Source organism: Glaciihabitans sp. dw_435, from assembly GCF_018449675.1.
Taxonomy (GTDB): Bacteria; Actinomycetota; Actinomycetes; order Actinomycetales; family Microbacteriaceae; genus Glaciihabitans.
On sequence record NZ_JAAVUZ010000006.1, the window covers coordinates 1 to 18,212 of the forward strand.

Here is an 18,212-nt window from a genome sequence, read left to right on the forward strand (position 1 = left end):
GTATGAACGATCACGTGAACCTGCACACCTCCGGGCGCACGCACCGAAAGCCCCGTAATCCCAGTGATTACGGGGCTTTTTCCGTTCCATCTGGGGCTAAACCCCACAAAATCCCCACAAGTGTTTTACTCCGGGCAACTTTCATACGCTCGGAAGCAGCGTCAAGATCGTCTTCGAACAGCCCCGTAGGTGTCCAAGGTCATCGCTGCGGAGGCATGGCCGGGCATTCCTTGCACTGCCTTGAGATTAGCGCCCGCGCATCGCCAGGTTCGCCGCCGTATGCCGAAGGTCGTGCGGTGTTACGTCCGGAAAGGTCGGGTCCTCCTTTTCGCCTTTTGCACCGCCGACCAAAACCAACCCTGTCCTAGATTCACGTCTCGACGTGAGCCCGGGGGCCCGGCAGATTGCGTCGGCCCGCGAACGTTTGCGCCCATCGACATGAGCCGAGCGGCGACCGACCGGCAGCGGATATGACGCTTCATGTGCTCTGGTCGGTAGGCGCACACGTAGAAGCGGGGCGCAGGCATGCGATTGAGGGCACTTCGTATGATGAAGCCGCAGAAATGCAACCAATGCGGAGTCGGCTTGAATCACTCGCGGCAGGCCGCTTTGAGAACGTAATCGCCTCCGCTGGCAGCTTGGCACACTGTGGAGACGAAGACAGACACTTCGACCGCGGGGTCGCTCTCTTGGTCAAGGGCATCGATGCACTCCGCCCCCGCTAGCTGTACTGCCCGGGCAGGTTGGTTGACCGAGTGATCGGTGATTGCATCTCAAAGAGGGGGCGTATCGCGATATTGGCGTTGTCGCTTTAGTTCGCGCGATGCTGCATTCTCGTTCGCCTCGATCGGAACGGGTGTCGCTGGGAGGAGCGATGACATGAGTCGGCGCCGCTGTGGAGTTAGTGGGCTGCCGTCCCGGTTGCTCCTGCTGAAATGGTGAGGTCGGTGAGCTGCTGGAGTGAGTGGGCGATGTCCGGAAGGGGGCGCGAGCTGTGGAGTGCGACTGTTCCGATGATTAAATCGCTGATGCGGGGCCAGACCACGCCGGGGTGTTCGCAGTAGGCGCTTACCAGTCCGTGCATTGATGTCCATAGGAGGATACCGCGCTGGCGGATCGTGTCGGGGGATTCGTCGCCGATATCGGCGACGGTGGCGGCGAGCGATGCGGTCAGCGCTTCGAGCAATTCGAGGCCGACGCGATGGGAAGTTGCGGTGACGCCTGGCGGTACACGACCGCCGAAAAGTGTTCGATACGCGCCGGGATTGTGAATGCCCCAGCGAATGTAGGTTGCACAGCGCCAAACGAGCTCGGCAAGGGCGGTTGGTGCTTTGTCGGCGACCTTCATGAGGGAGATGAGTTCGTCGTATCTCAGGTCGAGAACATGGTTGAAGAGTGCTTCGAAGTCGGCGAAATGGCTGTAGATGCTGGCGGGTGCAACGCCGACTGTCCGGGCAACCTGGCGAAGGGTGAGGGTTTCGGGTTGGTCGAGGGTAGCGAGCAGATGTGCTGCCGCGTCTATGAGCTGTTGGCGGAGGATTTGCCCTTGCCCGCGCGGGTTCCGAGTGCGTGGGAGGCTCTGCTCGTTGGCTGCCATGGTGGTTCCCCGCCTCCTCTCGTCTCTTCGATCGTGCGCTCACAGCGATTCTACCAATTGACATAGCTAACCAACACCTGTTCAATGAACTAGCCAACAGGTGTTCAGTTAGCGAATTCCACTCGCGGAACGTCGCACTAATTTCGATCAAAAGGGATCACGCATGCCAACCCACCATCTTGTTATCGGGGGGCGGTCCCGTCGGCCGCCATGTCGCTTCTCTTCTTCTCGAGCGTGGAGACCACGTTGTTATTGGGACACGCTCTGGTCGCGACACCGGTGCTGTCGGCGCGACGTATATTTCCTTGGACGCGACCGATACTGCGGCGCTCACCCGCGCCGCCGATGGTGCGGCCGGTTTATTCAACACGGCCAACCCCGGTGACTACCCGGTGTGGGAGAAGCTCTGGCCGCCGATGGCGTCAGCGCTGCTGGCGGCGGCAGAAGCGACCGGTGCCGTTTATGCGATGACGGGGAATTTGTACCCGATCGGCCCGGTCACGGTACCCATGACGGAAGACTTGCCTAATGGAGCGCGGGAGCATAAAGGGGTTCTTCGTGCTCGGATTTGGGAGGATGCCCTCACGGCGCATCAGGCTGGGCGGATTCGCGCGTTTGAAGTTCGGTCCTCCGACTGGATCGGGGGCGGCCTCGGGCACATCAGTCGCGTGCTTCCGGCGGCGCTGGCGGGGCGCACGGTCCGGATGATCGGTCGAGTCGACATGCCGCACAGCTACACCGACGTGAGAGATGCGGCCAGGACTCTTGTGGCGGTTTTTGACGATCCTGACTCCTATGGATCGATCTGGCATGTGCCCGGCCGCCCGCCGAGGACCCAGACGGAGGTCATAGGGGACCTGATGGATACGGCGGGACGGCCGCGTGTCGCCGTGAAAGGCACACCTCCAATGCTTTTGAACGCATTGGGCGTCGTCTCGCCGATGGCGAGGGAGGTCGCTCAATTGAGCTACCAGCTCACCCGTCCCTATATCCTCGATGGGTCCGCCGTAGAGCGGAGGCTGGGAATCACGCCCTCCGACTGGAACGACAGTCTGCGTCGCACCTTGGATGAACTCGCCGGACCTGGAGCGAGACTGTGAACCGCGTCGCGATCGGGCACAATCCGGAGCGAGTCGTCGTGGCATCCGGGGTGCTGGACGCCCTTCTGGTCATGCTGTTGCCGATGCGTCCCTCGATGGGAGCAACTGACATCCTGAAGCGCGTGGTCCTCGAGGGGAGTCCTGCCTCGTGCGAACGCTCAGACCTCACGCGATATGACCTGTGCTTAGTCGTTCGGGAACGAACCAGGGTTGAGACTCATCGAGAGCTGTTAGCTGGCGACGCACGGCACCGCGGCTGTGCCGCCGGCGATCGGCGCGGCGGGCTCTGAAGTGCGGCGCTGGCGTCCGAAGGACAGCAGCACGATGATCGCCAGCACCGCAAAACCTCCGGCGATGTAGAAGTCGACCGCGAGGCCGAACGATGTCACGACGACGCCGCCCACCACCGATCCGCCCGCGATGGCGAGCTGGATGGTCGTGACGAACAGCGCGAGGCTGCCGTCGGAAGCACTCGGTGCGGCACCAGACATCCAGGTCTGTAGTCCGAGAGGAAGCGCTCCCCAAACGAATCCCCAAAGAACGAGCAGCACGAACACGCCGGGCAGCGACCATGCGAGAAGCGGCAGCGCGATCACTGAAACCGCGAGTGCGGCCTTCGTCACCGTGAGGGTCGCAGCGAGGTTTCGATTCAGCGTGTAGCCGGCAACGAAATTGCCGGCTATCCCCGCGATGCCAAAGGCCAGCAGCGCGACGGTAATGGTCGAGGGAGAGACGCGCACGAGGTCCTTCAGGTAGGGCGCGACATAGGTGTAGGCCGAGAACTGGGCGAAGAAAGCGAGTGCCGCAGCGATGAGCCCGATGCGTGCGCGGGGAAACGTGAGCAGGCCGCCGAGCGTGGCAAAGCGCACCCGCTGCAGTGCCGGGATGCTGGGGAGCAGGATCAGTTGCGCGACGAGGGCCACCGCCGCGAGGGCAGCGCCGATCAGGAATGCCACGCGCCACGAGGCGACCGTCGCCACGAACGCGCCGAGTGGAAGGCTGACGACGGTTGCGATGGAGATGCCAGCGGTGATGAAGGAGGTGGCCTTGATGACCGCGCCCTCGTGCACGAGCCGGCTCGCGATGCCCGCGCCGATAGCCCAGAAGCCTCCGAGAGCGAGACCGAGGAGCACGCGGGCCAACAGCAGCACTGGCAGATTTGGGGCCAAGGCACCCAGGATGTTGGAGGCCACCAGCAGGATGGTGAGGGAAAGCAGCACGATGCGGCGGTCGACCCGCGATGTGAACACCGTCACTACGGGAGCGCCGATCGCGCCGGCGAGGCCCGTCGCCACGATGACAAGGCCCGCGGTGCCGTCGCTGACGCCGAGATCGGTCGCGATTGAGGGAAGCAGCCCGATCGGCAAGAACTCGCTGAGCACGAGCACGAACGAGCCGAGGGCCACGGAAAGCACTCCAAACCAGCCGCGTCGGTCAGTGCGAGTGGGGGCTTCTGTTGCCTGCGCGAAGGTCATGCAGGGATACAACCGTGCGCTGCCCGTTTCATTCCATACGCTGGGGCGCGACCCAGCAGTGCCCGAGGTGACCAGTGGCGATCGTGATCGCGCACACCGAGGCACCCGCCCAGGCGATGAAGCGAGCACAGAGCCAACCCTTCCAACTCGGCTCTAACTTCGCTCGGACGGCGTCTTATCGGACGATTCGGCTGCCGCAATATAGCCGTCGGCGATCTACTTTCGCGCTCGCCGGGAACTGCGCGCTGGACTATCCGGTCGCACCTCGCGAGCGGCGTCTGGATGCCAGGCGCCTTCGGTGCGGATTGCCTGCGTGATCCGAGCGCTGATGGCACCAAGCTGCTTGACCTGGGTGGGCGTAAGCGAGTTGAGTACCAGCTGACGCACCGTCTCGACGTGCCCCGGGCTAGCAAGATCGACCCATTTCCGGCCCGAGTCGGAAAGTACGGCCAGCGTGTACCGTCCATCGCTCGGGTCGGGCTCGCGGTGCAGCCATCCACGGGCCTCGAGTCGCGTGGTTGCCCGTGACAGGCGTGACAACGAGCTGTTCGCATACCCCGCGAGGACGCTCAGCCGCAGAGTGTGGTTCGGAGCTGTCGCCAGCGCGTAGAGGATTCCGTACTCGAAGTGCGTCACTTCGGAGTCGCGGATCAGCTGTGCGTCGAGCGCGGCCGGTAGCCACTCCAGCACGGTCGCAAAAGCCGACCAGGTCTGGAGTTCGTCGCCGGCGAGAGCTGCGTGGTCGCGATCGTTTGCCATGAACAAAGACTATTTCGCATGACTTGCCTGGGCAAGTCAACGTGTTAGCTTTTCACTTGACCAAGCAAGTGAAAGGATTCGATATGGATATGAAATTGGCGGGAAAGCGTGCCTTCGTGAGTGGCTCCACCCAGGGGATTGGGTTCGCTGTCGCGAGGGCGTTGCTGTCCGAGGGTGCGTCAGTGGTTGTCAACGGTCGGCGGACGGAAGGCGTGGAGGCCGCTGTTCGTGAGCTGCGTGCTGCAGTACCCGGCGCCGATGTCTCCGGTATCGCCGCGGACTTCGAACGCCCGGACGATGTGGCGCGATTGCTCGAGTTGCTGGGCGCCGTCGACATTCTGATCAATAACGTCGGACTGTTCGGTCTTGCTCCTTTTGCCGACATCTCCGATGACGATTGGCAGCGCTACTTTGACGTGAACGTCATGAGCGGGGTTCGCCTCTCGCGCCAACTTCTGGGTGGAATGATCGCTGAGAACTCGGGTCGCATCATCTTCATCGGTAGCGAATCGGGCGTGAACATTCCGGCCGACATGGTGCACTACGGCATGGCCAAGGCCGCGATGCTCGCAGTGAGCAACGGTCTGGCCAAGCTCACCCGAGGCACCAACGTCACGGTGAATACGATCGTTGGTGGGCCGACCTATTCCGATGGTGTCGCGGGCGTCGTTCAGCAGCTTTCGACGGTGCAGGGCGTGTCCGTGGAGGATCTGAAGGCGGCGATTATCGGGGGAAATCAGACCTCGCTGCTCGAGCGTTTTATCGATCCGACCGAGATTGCGAATCTCGTGGTCTACCTCGCGAGCCCCCTATCCTCGGCCACGAATGGTGCCGCTCTGCGAGCCGATGGCGGCGTACTCACCGCGACGCTCTGAGCCAATACAAACTTGCATTGAGGAGCTTGCAATATTGTTAGGCACCTGACATGGTTGTCTGGTGCCTAACAATATTGAAGCTTTTGAACTGGATATGCCCGGGGGGTGGGCGAAGAAGTACTTCCTCGCCAGCCGTGCCCTCATGGAGGCGGTGCTCCGCCCCTTCGACCTCGGCAATACACAGTGGTACGTCCTCTACCGACTCAGCACTAGTGAGCATCTGGGGCAGCGAGATCTCACGCGTGAGCTCGGCGTCGAGAGAGCGACTCTCAGCGGTGTTGTGTCTGCGCTCGTGAGAAAAGAATTGGTCATCCAGATTCCTGACCCTGACGACCAACGACAGAAGCTACTGTCACTGACCCCCGCGGGCCTGCGCCTTTTGAACACGCTGCCCGACATCGGAGCACTCATCGGCGGCATCGCCTTCGCCGACGAGGATCCAGCCGACATCGCAACGATGAACCGGTTACTCGAGAACGCCACCCGCCGACTCCTCGACCACAAGAAAGAAGTCGCACGATCATGACTATCCTCATCACCGGCGCAACGGGCTTAGTTGGCCCGCGCCTACTCGCCCGTCTCGTCGCTGCCCACATCGACTGCCGGGTCCTTGTTCGCCCCGGAAAAGTGACTCCCGCTGGCGCGGATCGGGTCGAGGGCGACATCCTCAGCCCGGAAACCCTGACTGCGGCCGTTGACGGCGTCACGGCCGTCATTCATCTGGCGGCACTGTTCCGGACTAGTGACGAGGACCAGGTGTGGAAGGTGAATTTGGAAGGCACCCGCAATGTCATCGCGGCCGTCAGCGAGACCGCCCCGCACGCACGATTTCTCCTCGCCAGCACTTCCAATGTCTACGACGCGAGCAGCGCTCGTCCTGGCCGGGAAAACGACGCTATTGACCCGACCCTCGCGTACCCCGCCAGCAAGGTTGCGGCCGAAAAGCTCCTGCGTGCCAGCGGGCTCACGCATGCGATCCTGCGCCTTCCCTTCATCTATGGCGACGGAGATGGTCATCTGGAAGCACTGCCCGCGCAGGCGACGAGCATGGGATGGCATCCGGCGCAGAAGCTCAGCGTTGTCCACCACGCCGACGTCGCCACGGCTTTCACGCTCGCGCTCACCGGAGCAATGGACGGTCTGACGGTAAACATCGCAGACGAGTCGCCCCTCAGTGTCTATGAGATGGCGCAGATTGTTGGCAGCGCGTACGACACCTCCGCAGAACCTCTCGCGCAGCCGTGGAAGGGGCAGATGGACATCTCGCTCGCCCGCAGCCTCGGTTTCCAGCCAACCGTCCCTACTATCTACCAGGCAGCGAGCCGCGGACTGCTCTAGCTTCGAGTGTCTGTCGGCTAGGAGGCGGGGATGGCGTCGAGGGCGTGCCTCGCTCGCTGGAGCGAACTTCCAAGCCCCCACTTTTTCGCGAGTCCGTCGAGGACCTCCGACTGTTCGGGCGTGCGTGGCCGGATGTGTGCGTCGAAAGCCGCCAGCTCGAGATCTCGCACAACCTCGACGACCTTTGGTGCAACCGCAAGGTAGTCGGTGGCGGCAAGGATCTTCGACCGGATTGGTGCGCCCATCGCGGATGAGCCATCTGCGGCGGCGGCGATGATTCCATCGAGGTCACCCCAGGTACCCAGTAGCGACACTGCCGTCTTCTCTCCGACGCCGGTGACGCCGGGAAGGCCATCTGAGGGATCACCCCGCATGACGGCAAAATCGGAATACTGCTGCGGAGTGATGCCGTACTTGGCCTTCAGCGTCGAGTCGGTGAGGATTTCCAGTTTGGACATCCCGCGTCCCGTGTAGATGACCCGCACATTGTGGGAATCGTCGACGACCTGGAAAAGATCACGATCACCGGTGACCACGTCGACGGGGATGCGGGCGCGGTGGGCCAGCGTTCCAATAACGTCGTCCGCCTCGTGATCGGCAGCGCCGATGATGGGGATTCCCAGGGCATCCAAGACCTCGCGGATGACTGGCACCTGCGCGGTGAGGAGATCGGGAACCTCCTCCACCGAGCCGGCCTTCGTCTCGGATGCAACGCGTTGGGCCTTGTACGACGGGATGAGGGCGACCCGCCAGGACGGACGCCACTGGTCGTCCCAGCAGGCCACCAGCTCGGTTGGCTCGAACTCGGTGACCAGCCTCGCGATCATGTCGAGCAGGCCGCGGACCGCGTTGACTGGCTCGCCTCCGGGAGCTTTCACCGTGTCGGGAACGCCGTGAAAGGCGCGGAAGTACATGGCGGCGGTGTCGAGCAGCATCCGGCGATGTTCGGTCACGGACGAATTCTCGCACGTGGAACGCCGTACTACGACTGGGGGCCACGGCGCTCTGCAGACGCGACTGCAGGGTTCGCGGCTGCGATCGTCTTTCGCATGACGGTTTTGCTCTTGCCGATGTGCCGCTCGAAGGTAAACCCGGCACGTTCAAACATCGCGCGAGTGCCGTTATGCAGGAATGACGAGGACGTCCTCTTCCCTGGCACAAGCTCGTTCGGGAAGGACACGACCTCACCTCCACCCGCCGCCGCGATCAACTGCAGCGCACCCTCGAGAGCTTCATATGCGACGCCCGACCGGCGGTAGTCACGATCAACAAAGAAGCAGGTGATGCGCCACGGAGCGGGATGGGTCTCGCCCGCGTCATATTGCTTGCGGTGGTAGATACCCGGAAGTTCGTCGGGGCTGCCGTACTGGCACCACGCGATGGCCGCCTCCCCATCAAACACGAGCGCCGCGTGTGCAACGCCCTCCGCGACGAGACGCTGCTTGAAGGTCGGGCGGTCGAAGTCGTTCTTGGAGGTCCTCGCGGTGTCGCTGTGGAAGTACGTGCAATAGCACCCTCCCCAGACGCCATTGTGCTTGTCGGCAAGGCCGAGCCACGCGGGATAAGTCTCGGGTGTGAGCGGCTTAATCACGTGAGTATTGGCCACGAGTCAGACCTCCGTTCGTGCGTGTCCACCTCATGCTAAATCGGGGAGGCCCGCGCGCTGAAGGGGTCAGGTCGGATCGGGCAGCGAGCGACCATCCAGATGATCGCGCAACGCACGCGTCACGTCATCCGCCTTCGCCAGAAGCTCCGGGTCCAGCGCGGTAATGAACAGTTCGTGGACTGCCCGGAGGTGAGGGGCGGATGCCTGTCGGAAGAGCCGTGCTCCCGACTCTGTCAGCACGATCTCGGTGCCCCTGTTGTCGGTCAGGCATTTCTCGCGGCCGACGAGCCCCCGTGATTCCATGCGGCCGAGGTGGTGGGAGAGGCGACTGCGTTCCCACGAAATGTGCGAGGCGAGGTCGGAAGGACGCATGCGTTTTCCCGTCGCTTCGGAAAGCGCCAGCAGTACCGAGTAATCGCCCGTCGACAAATCAGATTCGGACTGCAGGCGCGAACCTAACAGGGATCTCAACCGGTCTCCGGTTTCAATAAATTCTCGCCAGACCCGCAATTCGTGGGCGTTCGGCGACCGGCGACCTGAACTCATGTCTTCCTCCGATTGACATGTCAACAATATCGACAGATGATTGACATGTCAATTACATCTGGAGGACCTCGTGACCGCTTTTCCGCTCGAATTTGGACTCAACTCATTCGGTGATGTCCCGACGGACAACGGCAGGATTCTCAGCGACGCGGAAACCGTTCGGCTTCTCATCGACGAGGCAAAGCTGGCCGAGTCGGTCGGGCTTGACGTGTTCAGCATCGGAGAGCACTACCGGGAGGGTTACGTCGATTCGGCTGGGGCAGTGCTCCTTGCGGGAATTGCCTCCGCAACAAGCCGGATCAAGCTCGGCACGGCCGTGACGGTTCTCAGCACGAATGACCCTGTGCGCCTGTACAACGAGTTCTCGACTCTGGACGCCATATCCAACGGCCGCGCCCAGATGGTTCTCGGCCGCGCCTCCCAGACGCAGTCCTTTCCCCTCTTTGGCTATGACCTCGCCAATTATGAGGAGCTCTTCGAAGAGAAGCTCGAGCTGTTCATGATGTTGCAGCGCGAGTCACCGGTCACTTGGTCCGGCACGGTGCGTGCGCCGCTGACGAACCAGACGCTGCATCCTCAGATGCGCCCCGGCGGAATCCCTACCTGGGTTGGTGTCGGCGGTAGCCCAAACTCCGTGGTCCGGGCGGCCAGGTACGGACTTCCGCTGATGCTGGCGATCATCGGCGGGCAACCGGAACGCTTTGCGGGCCATGTGGACCTGTATTTCCGGGCCCTTGCGCAATTCGGACAGCCGGCGCAGCCGGTGGGGCAGCACGCGCTCGGGCTGGTGGCCGACACCGATGAGGAGGCCGCTGACCTGTGGTGGGAGTCGTGGAAGCCTATGGTGGAAATGATGGGCAAAGAGCGCGGCTTTTATCCACCGACCCGCGAAAGGTACGACCTTGAACTGGCTACGGGCGCGCTGTTCGTCGGTTCGCCGGAAACGGTTGCCCAGAAAATCGCCCAGATGACCCGCGTGCTGCACATCAGTCGATTCGACCTGAAGTACGACGTCATTGGCCTCCCTCGTTCCGCCCGAGCTCGCACCATTGAGTTGTTGGGCACCGAAGTCGCACCGCGAGTGCGCGAAATCCTCGCCCAGGAGGCGGTCAATGTCTGACCGGGTTGAGACCATCGGCATACTCGGCGCCGGCAAAGTCGGGACAGTCCTCGCCCGGCTGCTGATCGCAGCGGGCTACCGCGTGCTCATCGCGGGATCTGGTCCCGCGTCGCGGATCGCCCTCACCATCGAAGTTCTCGTGCCCGGCGCCGTCGCCACGACGGCGGACGAGGCTGTGCGCGAATCCGACATCGTCATTCTTGCGCTGCCCCTGGGCAAGTACCGCTCGCTGTCACCTGAGGCGCTCTCGGGAAAGCTGGTGCTCGACGCAATGAACTACTGGTGGGAGATTGACGGCATTCGTGACGATCTCCGTGATCCCCGCACCTCGACGAGCGAGCTGGTGCAGGCGTTCCTTGCGGATTCGCGGGTGGTGAAGTCGTTCAACCATATGGGGTACCACGACCTGGACGAAGGTGCCCGGCCAGCGGGGACGCCCGGCCGTCGAAGTCTGGCCATCGCGGGAGATGACGCGGCGGACCTCGCTATCGCAGCCGCGTTAGTCGACGCTGTCGGTTTCGATCCGGTGCTCGCGGGGACCCTCCATGACAGCATTTCCCTCGAACCGGGTGCTGAGCTGTTTGGGGCGAATTCCAGTGCGTCTGCCGTTCGTGAGGCGCTCGAGCGTTTCCCGGAGACCAACCGCGGTATTGAGGTTGCGACCGCGCGGGCGGACGCTCCCGCCGCATAGCGGGACGTGCAGCGTCTAGCTTTCCGGGTCGAACCCGAATTCCCGGATTTCCTGTGAGCATCGACAGGCGGTGGCGACCTTCGCGGCCCACTCCTCGGCGGCCGAGCGGTCAGGCAGCTCGAGAACCAGGAATCCTCCGGTGAGTCGGGAGCCCGGATAGGTGTCGGCGGAGACCGACCCGTCGGCGGTGACGAGCACCGGTGCGACGTCTTCGTTGATCCCGCCACCGAATACGTAGACGCCGGCATCCTTGAGTTGCTGAATTACTGCGTGGGAGTCATCGCTGACTGTGGCGAGTTCTTCGCCCGTGAACGTCAGTGCTTCGCCGGGGAAAGAGATGAGGTACTTGGTCATATCTCGATGCTGCTCCGCCGTTCCGCGGCGAGGCAACCCGTATCGCGGCGAAAGCTCAATCAGAACGGGCAAATCGGGAGGTTAGGACAGCCTAAGCTGTCTCAGTGACCACAGCCCCGTCGACCGCGCAGCGCCCGCCTGGCGCTCCCGGTGGGCAGCATCGCAGCGTTATCGCACGACGGATTGGCATGATTGCGGTTTTCGCGGGCCTTGCCGCCGTCACGGCGTTGGCGAGCGTGTTGTTCGGTAGCAACCACCTGTCGATGCCCGCGGTTGTGGATGCGCTCATCCACCGGGGATCCGACGAGGCGTCGACCATTGTCTTCGGCGTCAGGATTCCTCGCACGATGCTGGGCATCGTCGTGGGCGCGTGCCTGGGGGTCGCGGGCGCGGTCATGCAGGGCCACACCCGAAACTCTCTGGCGGACCCCGGCCTGTTCGGCGTATCGGCCGGAGCGGGACTAGCGGTCGTGATTGGCGTGTACGCCTTCGGTGTCGTCGGAACCGGAATTACCGTGTGGTTCGCCCTCGCCGGTGCCATCATCGCGAGTGTCGCCGTCTTTTCCATCACGGCCGCCGGTTCCGGGACCGCCAGTCCCGTTCCCCTCGCTCTCGCCGGGGCCGCCGTATCCGCCCTGCTCGATGCATTCACGTCGTACATCGTCCTCGCCGACAAGGACTCCCTTCAGGCGTATCGCTTATGGGTCGTCGGATCGTTGTCGGGTCGGGACGTCGGCGTCATCTGGTCCGTGGTTCCGTTCGCGGTGGCAGGGCTGCTGCTCGCCTTCCTCAATACGCGGGCGCTCGACAACCTGGGTCTCGGATCGGACATGGCACGGAGCCTGGGCGAGAACGTTCTCGTGGCGCGAATCGTGGGCCTCGCCTCGATCACGTTGCTCACCGCGGCGGCGACCGCTGCCGCGGGGCCGATTGGATTCGTGGGACTTGTTATTCCCCACCTGGTGCGTCCCTTTGTCGGCACGGGCCACCGCTTCGTACTGCCGGCAAGCGCGCTCCTCGGCATCGCCCTTGTGCTCGCGGCGGACGTCGTTGGCCGCCTTATCGGCGGGGTCGCCGAGGTCCAGGTCGGCATTGTTCTCGCACTGATCGGTGGACCGTTCTTCGTCGTCATTGCTCGTCGCCGATCGCTGGTGGCGCTGTGACCGGGCAGCTCACGGGCGTGCGCCGTGCCGGGGGAATTCGTGTCGGGCCGGTCGGCCTCGCCTGGAGGCCCCGGGTCGTCATCGCGACGATCGCCGCACTCGTGCTTGCCCTCATTCTCTTCGTCGCTGGCATCACCATCGGGTCATCCGCGTTGAGCGTCGTTGACGTTATTCGCGCCCTGGGCGGGGGCGGCACGGGCGTGCAGCGCCTCATCGTGACCGAGCTCCGGTTGCCGCGTGCGCTCACGGGCGCCTTCGTGGGTCTCGCCCTGGGGGTTGCTGGCGCCCTCACGCAGACCTTCACTCGAAATCCGCTCGCCACCCCCGACGTGATCGGCGTGACGGCCGGAGCCTCAACGGGTGCTGTCGCCGCCATCGTTCTGGGCGGCGGAACCTATTCGGTGAGCGCTGCACTGCTCGGCGGGGGCATCCCCCTCGCCGCCACCGCGGGCGCGTTGATTGCCTCTGCGGTCGTCTACGGACTGGGATGGCGCGGGGGAGTCGAAAGCTATCGGCTGATCCTTGTCGGGATTGGTGTCGCCTCGGTACTCACCGCGTTGACGAGCTATCTGCTGGTTCGGGCACAGATCGCTCAGGCATCCCAGGCATCCGTCTGGCTCGTCGGCAGCCTGAGCGGAAGCTCGTGGCCGAGTGTGTGGCCCCTGCTCATCGTGGCTGTGCTGGGCGTAGCGCTGTCCCTGGTCACTTCCACCGCGCTCGGCGTCTCGCAGCTCGGTGACGAGACGGCGATTGCCGTCGGACTACATCTGCAGCGACACCGGCTCATCGTCATTGCCCTCGCGGTGGTACTCACCGCGGCCGCGGTTGCCGCCGCCGGTCCCGTCGGATTCGTCGCTTTCGTCGTTCCGCAGATCGCCCTCCGAACCGCGGGAACGTCGCGGCCGCCACTGCTGCTGTCCGGGCTCATGGGCACCTGTCTCGTGCTCGTCGCCGATCTCGCCGGTCGCACGATCTTTCCCACGGAAGTTCCCGTTGGCCTGCTCACCACCGTCGTTGGTGCCCCGTATCTGATCTGGCTGCTCGTTCGTCACCGCAAGGAGTTGTCATCGTGACCACCATCGAACACACCACCGCGGTCCGGGCCGCGCCGGCGCTGGAGGCGCGCGGAGTCACGCTCGGCTACGACGGGCGGGTCGTCATCGATTCTCTCGATCTGAGTATCGAGACGGGAACCATCACCACGCTGGTCGGGGCCAACGGGTGCGGCAAATCCACTCTGCTCAAGTCGCTCGGCCGGATCCTGAAGCCCACCTCCGGGTCCATCCACCTCGAGGGCGTGCCCATCGCCTCGCTCTCCACCAAGAAGGTCGCGCGGCAGCTCGCAATGCTTCCGCAGAGCCCCAGCGCCCCGCCCGGCATCAGCGTCCGCGACCTCGTGCTGCGCGGCCGCAACCCCCACCAGACGTGGGCGCGTTCGTGGTCTCCCGAAGACGCGGCGGTCGTGGACGCGGCGCTGGAGGCGACGGGATTAATGGATGTCGCGGACCGCGATGTCGCCTCTCTGTCCGGTGGTCAGCGCCAACGCGTCTGGATAGCACTCGTTGTCGCGCAGCAGGCGGGAATCCTGCTCCTCGATGAGCCGACGACGTTCCTCGACCTCTCCCATCAGCTGGATGTGCTGCGTCTCGTGCGACAGATCAAACGCGACACCAACGCGACCGTGGTCATGGTGCTGCACGACCTGTCGCTCGCAGCCCGCTACTCCGATCGCATCGTCGTGCTGCACGAGGGCTCCATCGTCGCCGACGGAGCCCCGGCCGAGGTGCTCACGCCCGAGATACTCCACCGCGCCTTCTCACTTCGTGCCCGGGTCATCCCCGATCCCATTACCGGCACGCCCCTCATCGTTCCCGAAGCCGACTGACCACCCCAATAGAAAGCCATCACCATGACCTTCCTTCCCAAGTACCGCGGCCGGTCCGTGCTCGCTGTCGCGGCCCTCGTCACCGCCGCACTCGCGCTCAGCGGGTGTGCCAGCGGATCGTCCACGTCGGACACGGCGAGCTCTTCGTCGACGACATGGTCGTTCACCGACGACCTCGGCAAGACCGTCACGCTCGATCACAAGCCCACCACGATCGTCGGCCAGAACGAGACCATGGTTTCCCTCATGAACTACGGGGTGAATCCCATCGGGACGTTTGGGTCGTTCGATATCACGCAGGATGCGCGTTATAAGGACCTGGACGTGACATCCATCACCCAAATCGGCACCGAGTTCGGGGCGTTCGACCTCGAAGCGCTGGCCGCGCTGCAGCCCGACCTGATCATCGCGGACGTCTACCCGGTCGATGAGAAGGGCACGATCGACGCGACCCAGCCCGACTTCGGGTTCTCCGACCTCGAGCAGCAGAAGCAGATCGAGAAGATCGCGCCCATCGTGACCGTCGTGATGGGAGGCGATGGGGCCGACGTGATCGACAGCATCGTCAAGCTGTCCACGGCGCTGGGCGCCGACGATGACACGCTGGCGACGGCCAAGGCCGCGTACGACAATGCGAGTTCCGAGCTCAAGCAGGTCGCGGAAGAGTCCAAGCTCACGGTCGCAACGGTGTATGCCGATGCCGATGGTTACTACGTGGTGAAGGCGGACGAGGACCCCGCGCTCGACATCTACAAGGATCTCGGTGTCGACTTCATCGAGCCGACTCCGGAGGGCTACTACTGGGGAATCTACAGCTGGGAGAACGCGGGAAAGGTGGGCGGTGACCTGATCCTGCTCAACCAGTCGGGATATCAGCAGGACGAGCTCAGCAAGCAGCCGACGCTGGCGAACACCGCGGCGATCAAGTCCGGCCAGGTCTACCCCTGGTTGTCTGCAGGACTCGACTACGTGTCGCAGGCCTCCTACATGAAGCAGCTGGCGGGGTACCTCGGCGAGGCGAAGGTCGTCACCGACTGATTCCGCGCGGCGTTTGGTCCTCCGGCGCTCAGCGCACGCGCACGCCGGAGGACTTGAGCTCGAGATTCGCCAAGGCGCGCATGGCGACCTCGTCCCCGTTGCGCCAGGCGGACATCGGGTCGGGATGAACCGCGGAGATTCGCGACAGCTTCTGTCCGGCCAGTGCCCGCAGCGCGAGCAGGTCGACACCCGCGGGCTGCGTGGACATGGACCTGGCGGAGCCCGCGCGGTGGGCGAAGCGAAGTCGCGGGACCAGCCAGAACAAGAGGATGGTGAGAATCGGCAGCGCCGCGATTCCGAGTCCAAGGCCGATCGCCAGATTGTGAACGGCGACCTGCTCGGCCTGGCCGGCACTCTCCAGGGCCTTGCCCGCATTGCTGGCGTTGTCGAAGGGAGTGGTTACTCCGCCACCGATGAGGGGAATGCCACTGAGGTTGTCGCTGATGTCTGTCATGGTGCTGCGAAAGCCCGAGCCTGACTCCTCCATCTGCGCGCCGAACGACTTCAGCCCATCGACAAGGCCGTGGATGACGAACCCCAGCCACACCGAAGCCGCAATGGCGGCGAGCGCGAAGAGATCGGCGACGATCTGACGGGTGCGATGTCTTGGGTAGTCGGAATACAACTTCATGGTTCGGCTGCTCACGCTCTCTCGTTGCGGTGGGGATCACGTTATCGGTGCTTGTCACGGACCGCGCGAATTGAAAACCCCCTCGCCCGCGGTCGACGGAAAACATAGTGTGGTTACATGACCACCGACAACAGCGATACCAAGACGCAGGGAACAAACGACAGCGATTCCGGCTTCCCCGAAGACGATCGTCTCAACTCGAGCGGCGCGGGGGCCGAAGAGGCCGTGGCCGACGCGATTGATCCGGACAGCAACGACGCGGCTGTCAAGTAGCGCCGCCTACACCCTCCACGCACAAGCCCCGCAATCGAAGGATTGCGGGGCTTGTGTGTCGTCGAGACTTAGGCGTGTGCGGGCGCGTGGAGCGCGGCGATGGCGCCGGCGTACCGGTTTTCCACCTCAGAGAACCGGAGGAACTTGACGGCCTCGACGAGGATCTCGTGCGCGTCGGGCTGCGCTTCCAGCAGCGACATCACCTCGTCAGCGAACGCGTCGAGCGGCAGGTAGTGCTCATTGGATGATCCGCCGGCGACGAGCTCGGTCTGCACCGCGGGCGGAACGATCTCGATCACGGAGACCGAGGTGTCGGCGAACTGAAGCCGGACGGTCTCGCTGTACTGGTGAATGAACGCCTTCGATGCGTTGTACGTGGGGAAGTACGCGAGCGGAGTGAAAGCGAGTCCCGACGAGACGGTGACGAGCGTGGCATCCGGTCGTCCCTGCAATTGTTCGGTGAATGCCGCGACCAGGCGCAGCGGTCCGAGGATGTTCGTCTCGACGATGCGCTCGGCAGTCTCGAGGAAGCCCGCGGTGTGGATGTCCTCGAATGCCATGATCCCGGCCATCGCAACCAGCACGTTAAGGTCGGGGTGTTCGGCGACGACGAGGTCGCGGGCGGCGAGGACGGAGGACGGGTCGGTGGTGTCGATCGCGACGGTCGACAGTCCGTGCTCGGCGGCGAGGCGCTCGAGCAGGTCGGTGCGGCGACCGCCGATGATGACGGTGTTGCCCGCTGCCTTGAGGCGAAGCGCAAGAGCGAGGCCGATGCCCGACGTGGCGCCGGGGATGAAGATGGTGTTTCCGGTGATGTTCATGCTGATCAGTGTGCGGCGGAGGGGTCGGGCGGGGGAGAGGAGCCGTTGTCGTAGGACTCCCGATCCCTGTTTGGTGTGCCGCCGGTGGCGGATGATGGATGCATGGACCGCCACGCGCTCGCCGAATTCCTCCGCTCCCGGCGCGATGCACTGCGCCCCGAGGACGTCGGCCTGTCCGCCGGCCAGCGAAGGCGGACCGCCGGTTTGCGGCGGGAAGAGGTTGCGGGCCTCACCGGCATGTCCACCGACTACTACGTTCGGCTCGAACAGGAGCGCGGACCGCAGCCATCCGAGCAGATGCTTGCCGCCCTTGCGCGGGCGCTTCGGCTGAGCAACGAGGAACGGGACTACCTCTACCGCCTGGCCGGCCGCGGCGCACCCGCGCGCACCCCGCTCGACACCCATGTGGCACCCGCCCTGATGCGCGTACTCGACCGGCTGGACAACAGCCCCGCCCTGATCCTGTCGAGCCTCGGCGAAACGCTGGCGCAGAACCGGCTCGCCCTGGCGCTGTTTGGGGACCAGTCCGGATTCTCTGGACCCGCGCGCAGCGGCGTCTATCGATGGTTTACGGATGACTCGGAGCGCGAGGTATATCGTGCCGTCGATCGTGACCGGCAGAGCCGCGCTCAGGTGGCGAATCTGCGCGCGGCGTATGGCGCTGCCGGGCAGCATTCCCGCGCCGGCGCTCTCGTGCGGGAACTGCAGAAGATCAGCCCGGAGTTCACCGCGATCTGGGACCTGCAGGACGTTGCCACCCGGTTCGAGGACCACAAGGTTCTCGTACACCGCGAACTGGGTGAGATCGAACTCGACTGTCAGGTGCTCTTCACTGAGGACCAGGGTCAGGCTCTGCTGGTGCTGACCGCGGCTCCCCGCACCGAGGCTGCGGAGAAGCTGGAGTTGCTTGCCGTCGTGGGACAGCAGCAGTTCAGCTGAG

At 64.0% G+C, this 18,212-nt stretch carries 21 protein-coding genes; 12 read left to right on the plus strand and 9 right to left on the minus strand.

All coding sequences use genetic code 11. From position 1 onward, the window contains the following. Positions 1-901: 901 nt before the first annotated feature. Positions 902-1,597, minus strand: coding sequence for a TetR/AcrR family transcriptional regulator (locus HB677_RS09530; RefSeq protein ID WP_213815475.1), 696 nt, complete (start codon positions 1,595-1,597; stop codon positions 902-904). A gap of 179 nt (positions 1,598-1,776) precedes the next feature. On the opposite strand from HB677_RS09530, the gene HB677_RS09535 reads away from it, so the two are divergent. Beyond that, a complete protein-coding gene (locus HB677_RS09535; protein WP_218624609.1) occupies positions 1,777-2,697 on the plus strand; it encodes an NAD-dependent epimerase/dehydratase family protein in 921 nt (306 codons plus the stop codon). Between the two features lie 230 nt (positions 2,698-2,927). On the opposite strand, the gene HB677_RS09540 is transcribed toward HB677_RS09535, so the two are convergent. Both HB677_RS09540 and HB677_RS09545 read right to left on the minus strand, forming a co-directional pair. Then, positions 2,928-4,172 (minus strand): MFS transporter, encoded by a 1,245-nt coding sequence (locus HB677_RS09540; RefSeq protein WP_213815476.1) that lies wholly within the window; start codon positions 4,170-4,172, stop codon positions 2,928-2,930. Between the two features lie 216 nt (positions 4,173-4,388). Next, positions 4,389-4,931 (minus strand): MarR family winged helix-turn-helix transcriptional regulator, encoded by a 543-nt coding sequence (locus HB677_RS09545; RefSeq protein WP_213815477.1) that lies wholly within the window; start codon positions 4,929-4,931, stop codon positions 4,389-4,391. Between the two features lie 83 nt (positions 4,932-5,014). Here HB677_RS09545 and HB677_RS09550 point away from each other — a divergent pair, with 83 nt between their 5' ends. From HB677_RS09550 to HB677_RS09560, 3 genes are all read left to right on the plus strand, one after another. Next, entirely contained in the window at positions 5,015-5,806 is a 792-nt protein-coding gene (locus HB677_RS09550) for an SDR family NAD(P)-dependent oxidoreductase (protein WP_213815478.1), read from the plus strand. A 61-nt stretch (positions 5,807-5,867) separates the two neighbouring features. Next, positions 5,868-6,332 carry a MarR family transcriptional regulator gene (locus HB677_RS09555; RefSeq protein ID WP_307852546.1) on the plus strand — a complete coding sequence of 155 codons (465 nt, stop codon included), beginning with the start codon at positions 5,868-5,870 and terminating at the stop codon, positions 6,330-6,332. Continuing rightward, a complete protein-coding gene (locus HB677_RS09560; protein ID WP_213815479.1) occupies positions 6,329-7,144 on the plus strand; it encodes an NAD(P)-dependent oxidoreductase in 816 nt (271 codons plus the stop codon). The genes HB677_RS09555 and HB677_RS09560 overlap by 4 nt, the downstream gene beginning before the upstream one ends. Before the next feature lie 17 nt (positions 7,145-7,161). Here the strand turns inward: HB677_RS09560 and HB677_RS09565 are convergent, their stop codons facing one another. The 3 genes from HB677_RS09565 to HB677_RS09575 form a co-directional block, all read right to left on the minus strand. Continuing rightward, on the minus strand, positions 7,162-8,079 hold the full coding sequence (locus tag HB677_RS09565; protein ID WP_213815669.1) for a 5'-3' exonuclease: 918 nt from the start codon (positions 8,077-8,079) through the stop codon (positions 7,162-7,164). A 47-nt stretch (positions 8,080-8,126) separates the two neighbouring features. After that, the gene (locus HB677_RS09570; RefSeq protein ID WP_213815480.1) at positions 8,127-8,750 is read right to left on the minus strand and encodes a GNAT family N-acetyltransferase; all 624 of its coding nucleotides are present in this window, start codon (positions 8,748-8,750) and stop codon (positions 8,127-8,129) included. A 66-nt stretch (positions 8,751-8,816) separates the two neighbouring features. Beyond that, on the minus strand, positions 8,817-9,296 hold the full coding sequence (locus HB677_RS09575) for a MarR family winged helix-turn-helix transcriptional regulator (RefSeq protein ID WP_213815481.1): 480 nt from the start codon (positions 9,294-9,296) through the stop codon (positions 8,817-8,819). A gap of 70 nt (positions 9,297-9,366) precedes the next feature. Between HB677_RS09575 and HB677_RS09580 the strand changes: the two genes are divergently transcribed. Next, the gene (locus HB677_RS09580) at positions 9,367-10,416 is read left to right on the plus strand and encodes an LLM class flavin-dependent oxidoreductase (protein ID WP_213815482.1); all 1,050 of its coding nucleotides are present in this window, start codon (positions 9,367-9,369) and stop codon (positions 10,414-10,416) included. Beyond that, complete coding sequence (locus tag HB677_RS09585) at positions 10,409-11,107, plus strand: NADPH-dependent F420 reductase (protein WP_213815483.1); 699 nt, start codon at positions 10,409-10,411, stop codon at positions 11,105-11,107. The genes HB677_RS09580 and HB677_RS09585 overlap by 8 nt, the downstream gene beginning before the upstream one ends. Positions 11,108-11,122: 15 nt before the next feature. On the opposite strand, the gene HB677_RS09590 is transcribed toward HB677_RS09585, so the two are convergent. Next, positions 11,123-11,461 (minus strand): YciI family protein, encoded by a 339-nt coding sequence (locus HB677_RS09590; RefSeq protein WP_213815484.1) that lies wholly within the window; start codon positions 11,459-11,461, stop codon positions 11,123-11,125. Between the two features lie 188 nt (positions 11,462-11,649). Between HB677_RS09590 and HB677_RS09595 the strand changes: the two genes are divergently transcribed. Genes HB677_RS09595 through HB677_RS09610 form a run of 4 tightly spaced genes read left to right on the plus strand, consistent with a single transcriptional unit; the run spans position 11,650 to position 15,547 of the window. Next, positions 11,650-12,624: an iron ABC transporter permease gene (locus HB677_RS09595; protein WP_213815485.1), complete on the plus strand. Its 975-nt coding sequence runs from the start codon at positions 11,650-11,652 to the stop codon at positions 12,622-12,624. After that, positions 12,621-13,697 carry an iron chelate uptake ABC transporter family permease subunit gene (locus tag HB677_RS09600; protein WP_307852547.1) on the plus strand — a complete coding sequence of 359 codons (1,077 nt, stop codon included), beginning with the start codon at positions 12,621-12,623 and terminating at the stop codon, positions 13,695-13,697. Before HB677_RS09595 ends, HB677_RS09600 begins: the two co-directional genes overlap by 4 nt. Then, positions 13,694-14,509, plus strand: a complete 816-nt coding sequence (locus tag HB677_RS09605; protein WP_307852548.1) for an ABC transporter ATP-binding protein — start codon at positions 13,694-13,696, stop codon at positions 14,507-14,509. Before HB677_RS09600 ends, HB677_RS09605 begins: the two co-directional genes overlap by 4 nt. Before the next feature lie 24 nt (positions 14,510-14,533). Next, complete coding sequence (locus HB677_RS09610) at positions 14,534-15,547, plus strand: ABC transporter substrate-binding protein (protein WP_213815486.1); 1,014 nt, start codon at positions 14,534-14,536, stop codon at positions 15,545-15,547. Positions 15,548-15,575: 28 nt separating this feature from the next. Here HB677_RS09610 and HB677_RS09615 read toward each other — a convergent pair whose 3' ends face one another. Then, positions 15,576-16,193: a hypothetical protein gene (locus HB677_RS09615; RefSeq protein WP_213815487.1), complete on the minus strand. Its 618-nt coding sequence runs from the start codon at positions 16,191-16,193 to the stop codon at positions 15,576-15,578. Between the two features lie 102 nt (positions 16,194-16,295). Between HB677_RS09615 and HB677_RS09620 the strand changes: the two genes are divergently transcribed. Next, complete coding sequence (locus HB677_RS09620) at positions 16,296-16,451, plus strand: hypothetical protein (protein ID WP_213815488.1); 156 nt, start codon at positions 16,296-16,298, stop codon at positions 16,449-16,451. 68 nt (positions 16,452-16,519) lie between these two features. Here the strand turns inward: HB677_RS09620 and HB677_RS09625 are convergent, their stop codons facing one another. After that, positions 16,520-17,272, minus strand: coding sequence for an SDR family oxidoreductase (locus tag HB677_RS09625; protein ID WP_213815489.1), 753 nt, complete (start codon positions 17,270-17,272; stop codon positions 16,520-16,522). Between the two features lie 102 nt (positions 17,273-17,374). On the opposite strand from HB677_RS09625, the gene HB677_RS09630 reads away from it, so the two are divergent. Next, complete coding sequence (locus tag HB677_RS09630; protein WP_213815490.1) at positions 17,375-18,211, plus strand: helix-turn-helix transcriptional regulator; 837 nt, start codon at positions 17,375-17,377, stop codon at positions 18,209-18,211. The last annotated feature ends 1 nt before the right edge of the window (position 18,212 follow it).

Coding starts and splice junctions, on each gene's coding strand:
- HB677_RS09530 (WP_213815475.1), bottom strand. CDS start 1,597: ATGGCAGCCAACGAGCAGAGCCTCCCACGCACTCGGAACCCGCGCGGG.
- HB677_RS09540 (WP_213815476.1), bottom strand. CDS start 4,172: ATGACCTTCGCGCAGGCAACAGAAGCCCCCACTCGCACTGACCGACGC.
- HB677_RS09545 (WP_213815477.1), bottom strand. CDS start 4,931: ATGGCAAACGATCGCGACCACGCAGCTCTCGCCGGCGACGAACTCCAG.
- HB677_RS09550 (WP_213815478.1), top strand. CDS start 5,015: ATGGATATGAAATTGGCGGGAAAGCGTGCCTTCGTGAGTGGCTCCACC.
- HB677_RS09560 (WP_213815479.1), top strand. CDS start 6,329: ATGACTATCCTCATCACCGGCGCAACGGGCTTAGTTGGCCCGCGCCTA.
- HB677_RS09565 (WP_213815669.1), bottom strand. CDS start 8,079: ATGCTGCTCGACACCGCCGCCATGTACTTCCGCGCCTTTCACGGCGTT.
- HB677_RS09575 (WP_213815481.1), bottom strand. CDS start 9,296: ATGAGTTCAGGTCGCCGGTCGCCGAACGCCCACGAATTGCGGGTCTGG.
- HB677_RS09585 (WP_213815483.1), top strand. CDS start 10,409: ATGTCTGACCGGGTTGAGACCATCGGCATACTCGGCGCCGGCAAAGTC.
- HB677_RS09590 (WP_213815484.1), bottom strand. CDS start 11,461: ATGACCAAGTACCTCATCTCTTTCCCCGGCGAAGCACTGACGTTCACG.
- HB677_RS09595 (WP_213815485.1), top strand. CDS start 11,650: ATGATTGCGGTTTTCGCGGGCCTTGCCGCCGTCACGGCGTTGGCGAGC.
- HB677_RS09610 (WP_213815486.1), top strand. CDS start 14,534: ATGACCTTCCTTCCCAAGTACCGCGGCCGGTCCGTGCTCGCTGTCGCG.
- HB677_RS09620 (WP_213815488.1), top strand. CDS start 16,296: ATGACCACCGACAACAGCGATACCAAGACGCAGGGAACAAACGACAGC.
- HB677_RS09625 (WP_213815489.1), bottom strand. CDS start 17,272: ATGAACATCACCGGAAACACCATCTTCATCCCCGGCGCCACGTCGGGC.
- HB677_RS09630 (WP_213815490.1), top strand. CDS start 17,375: ATGGACCGCCACGCGCTCGCCGAATTCCTCCGCTCCCGGCGCGATGCA.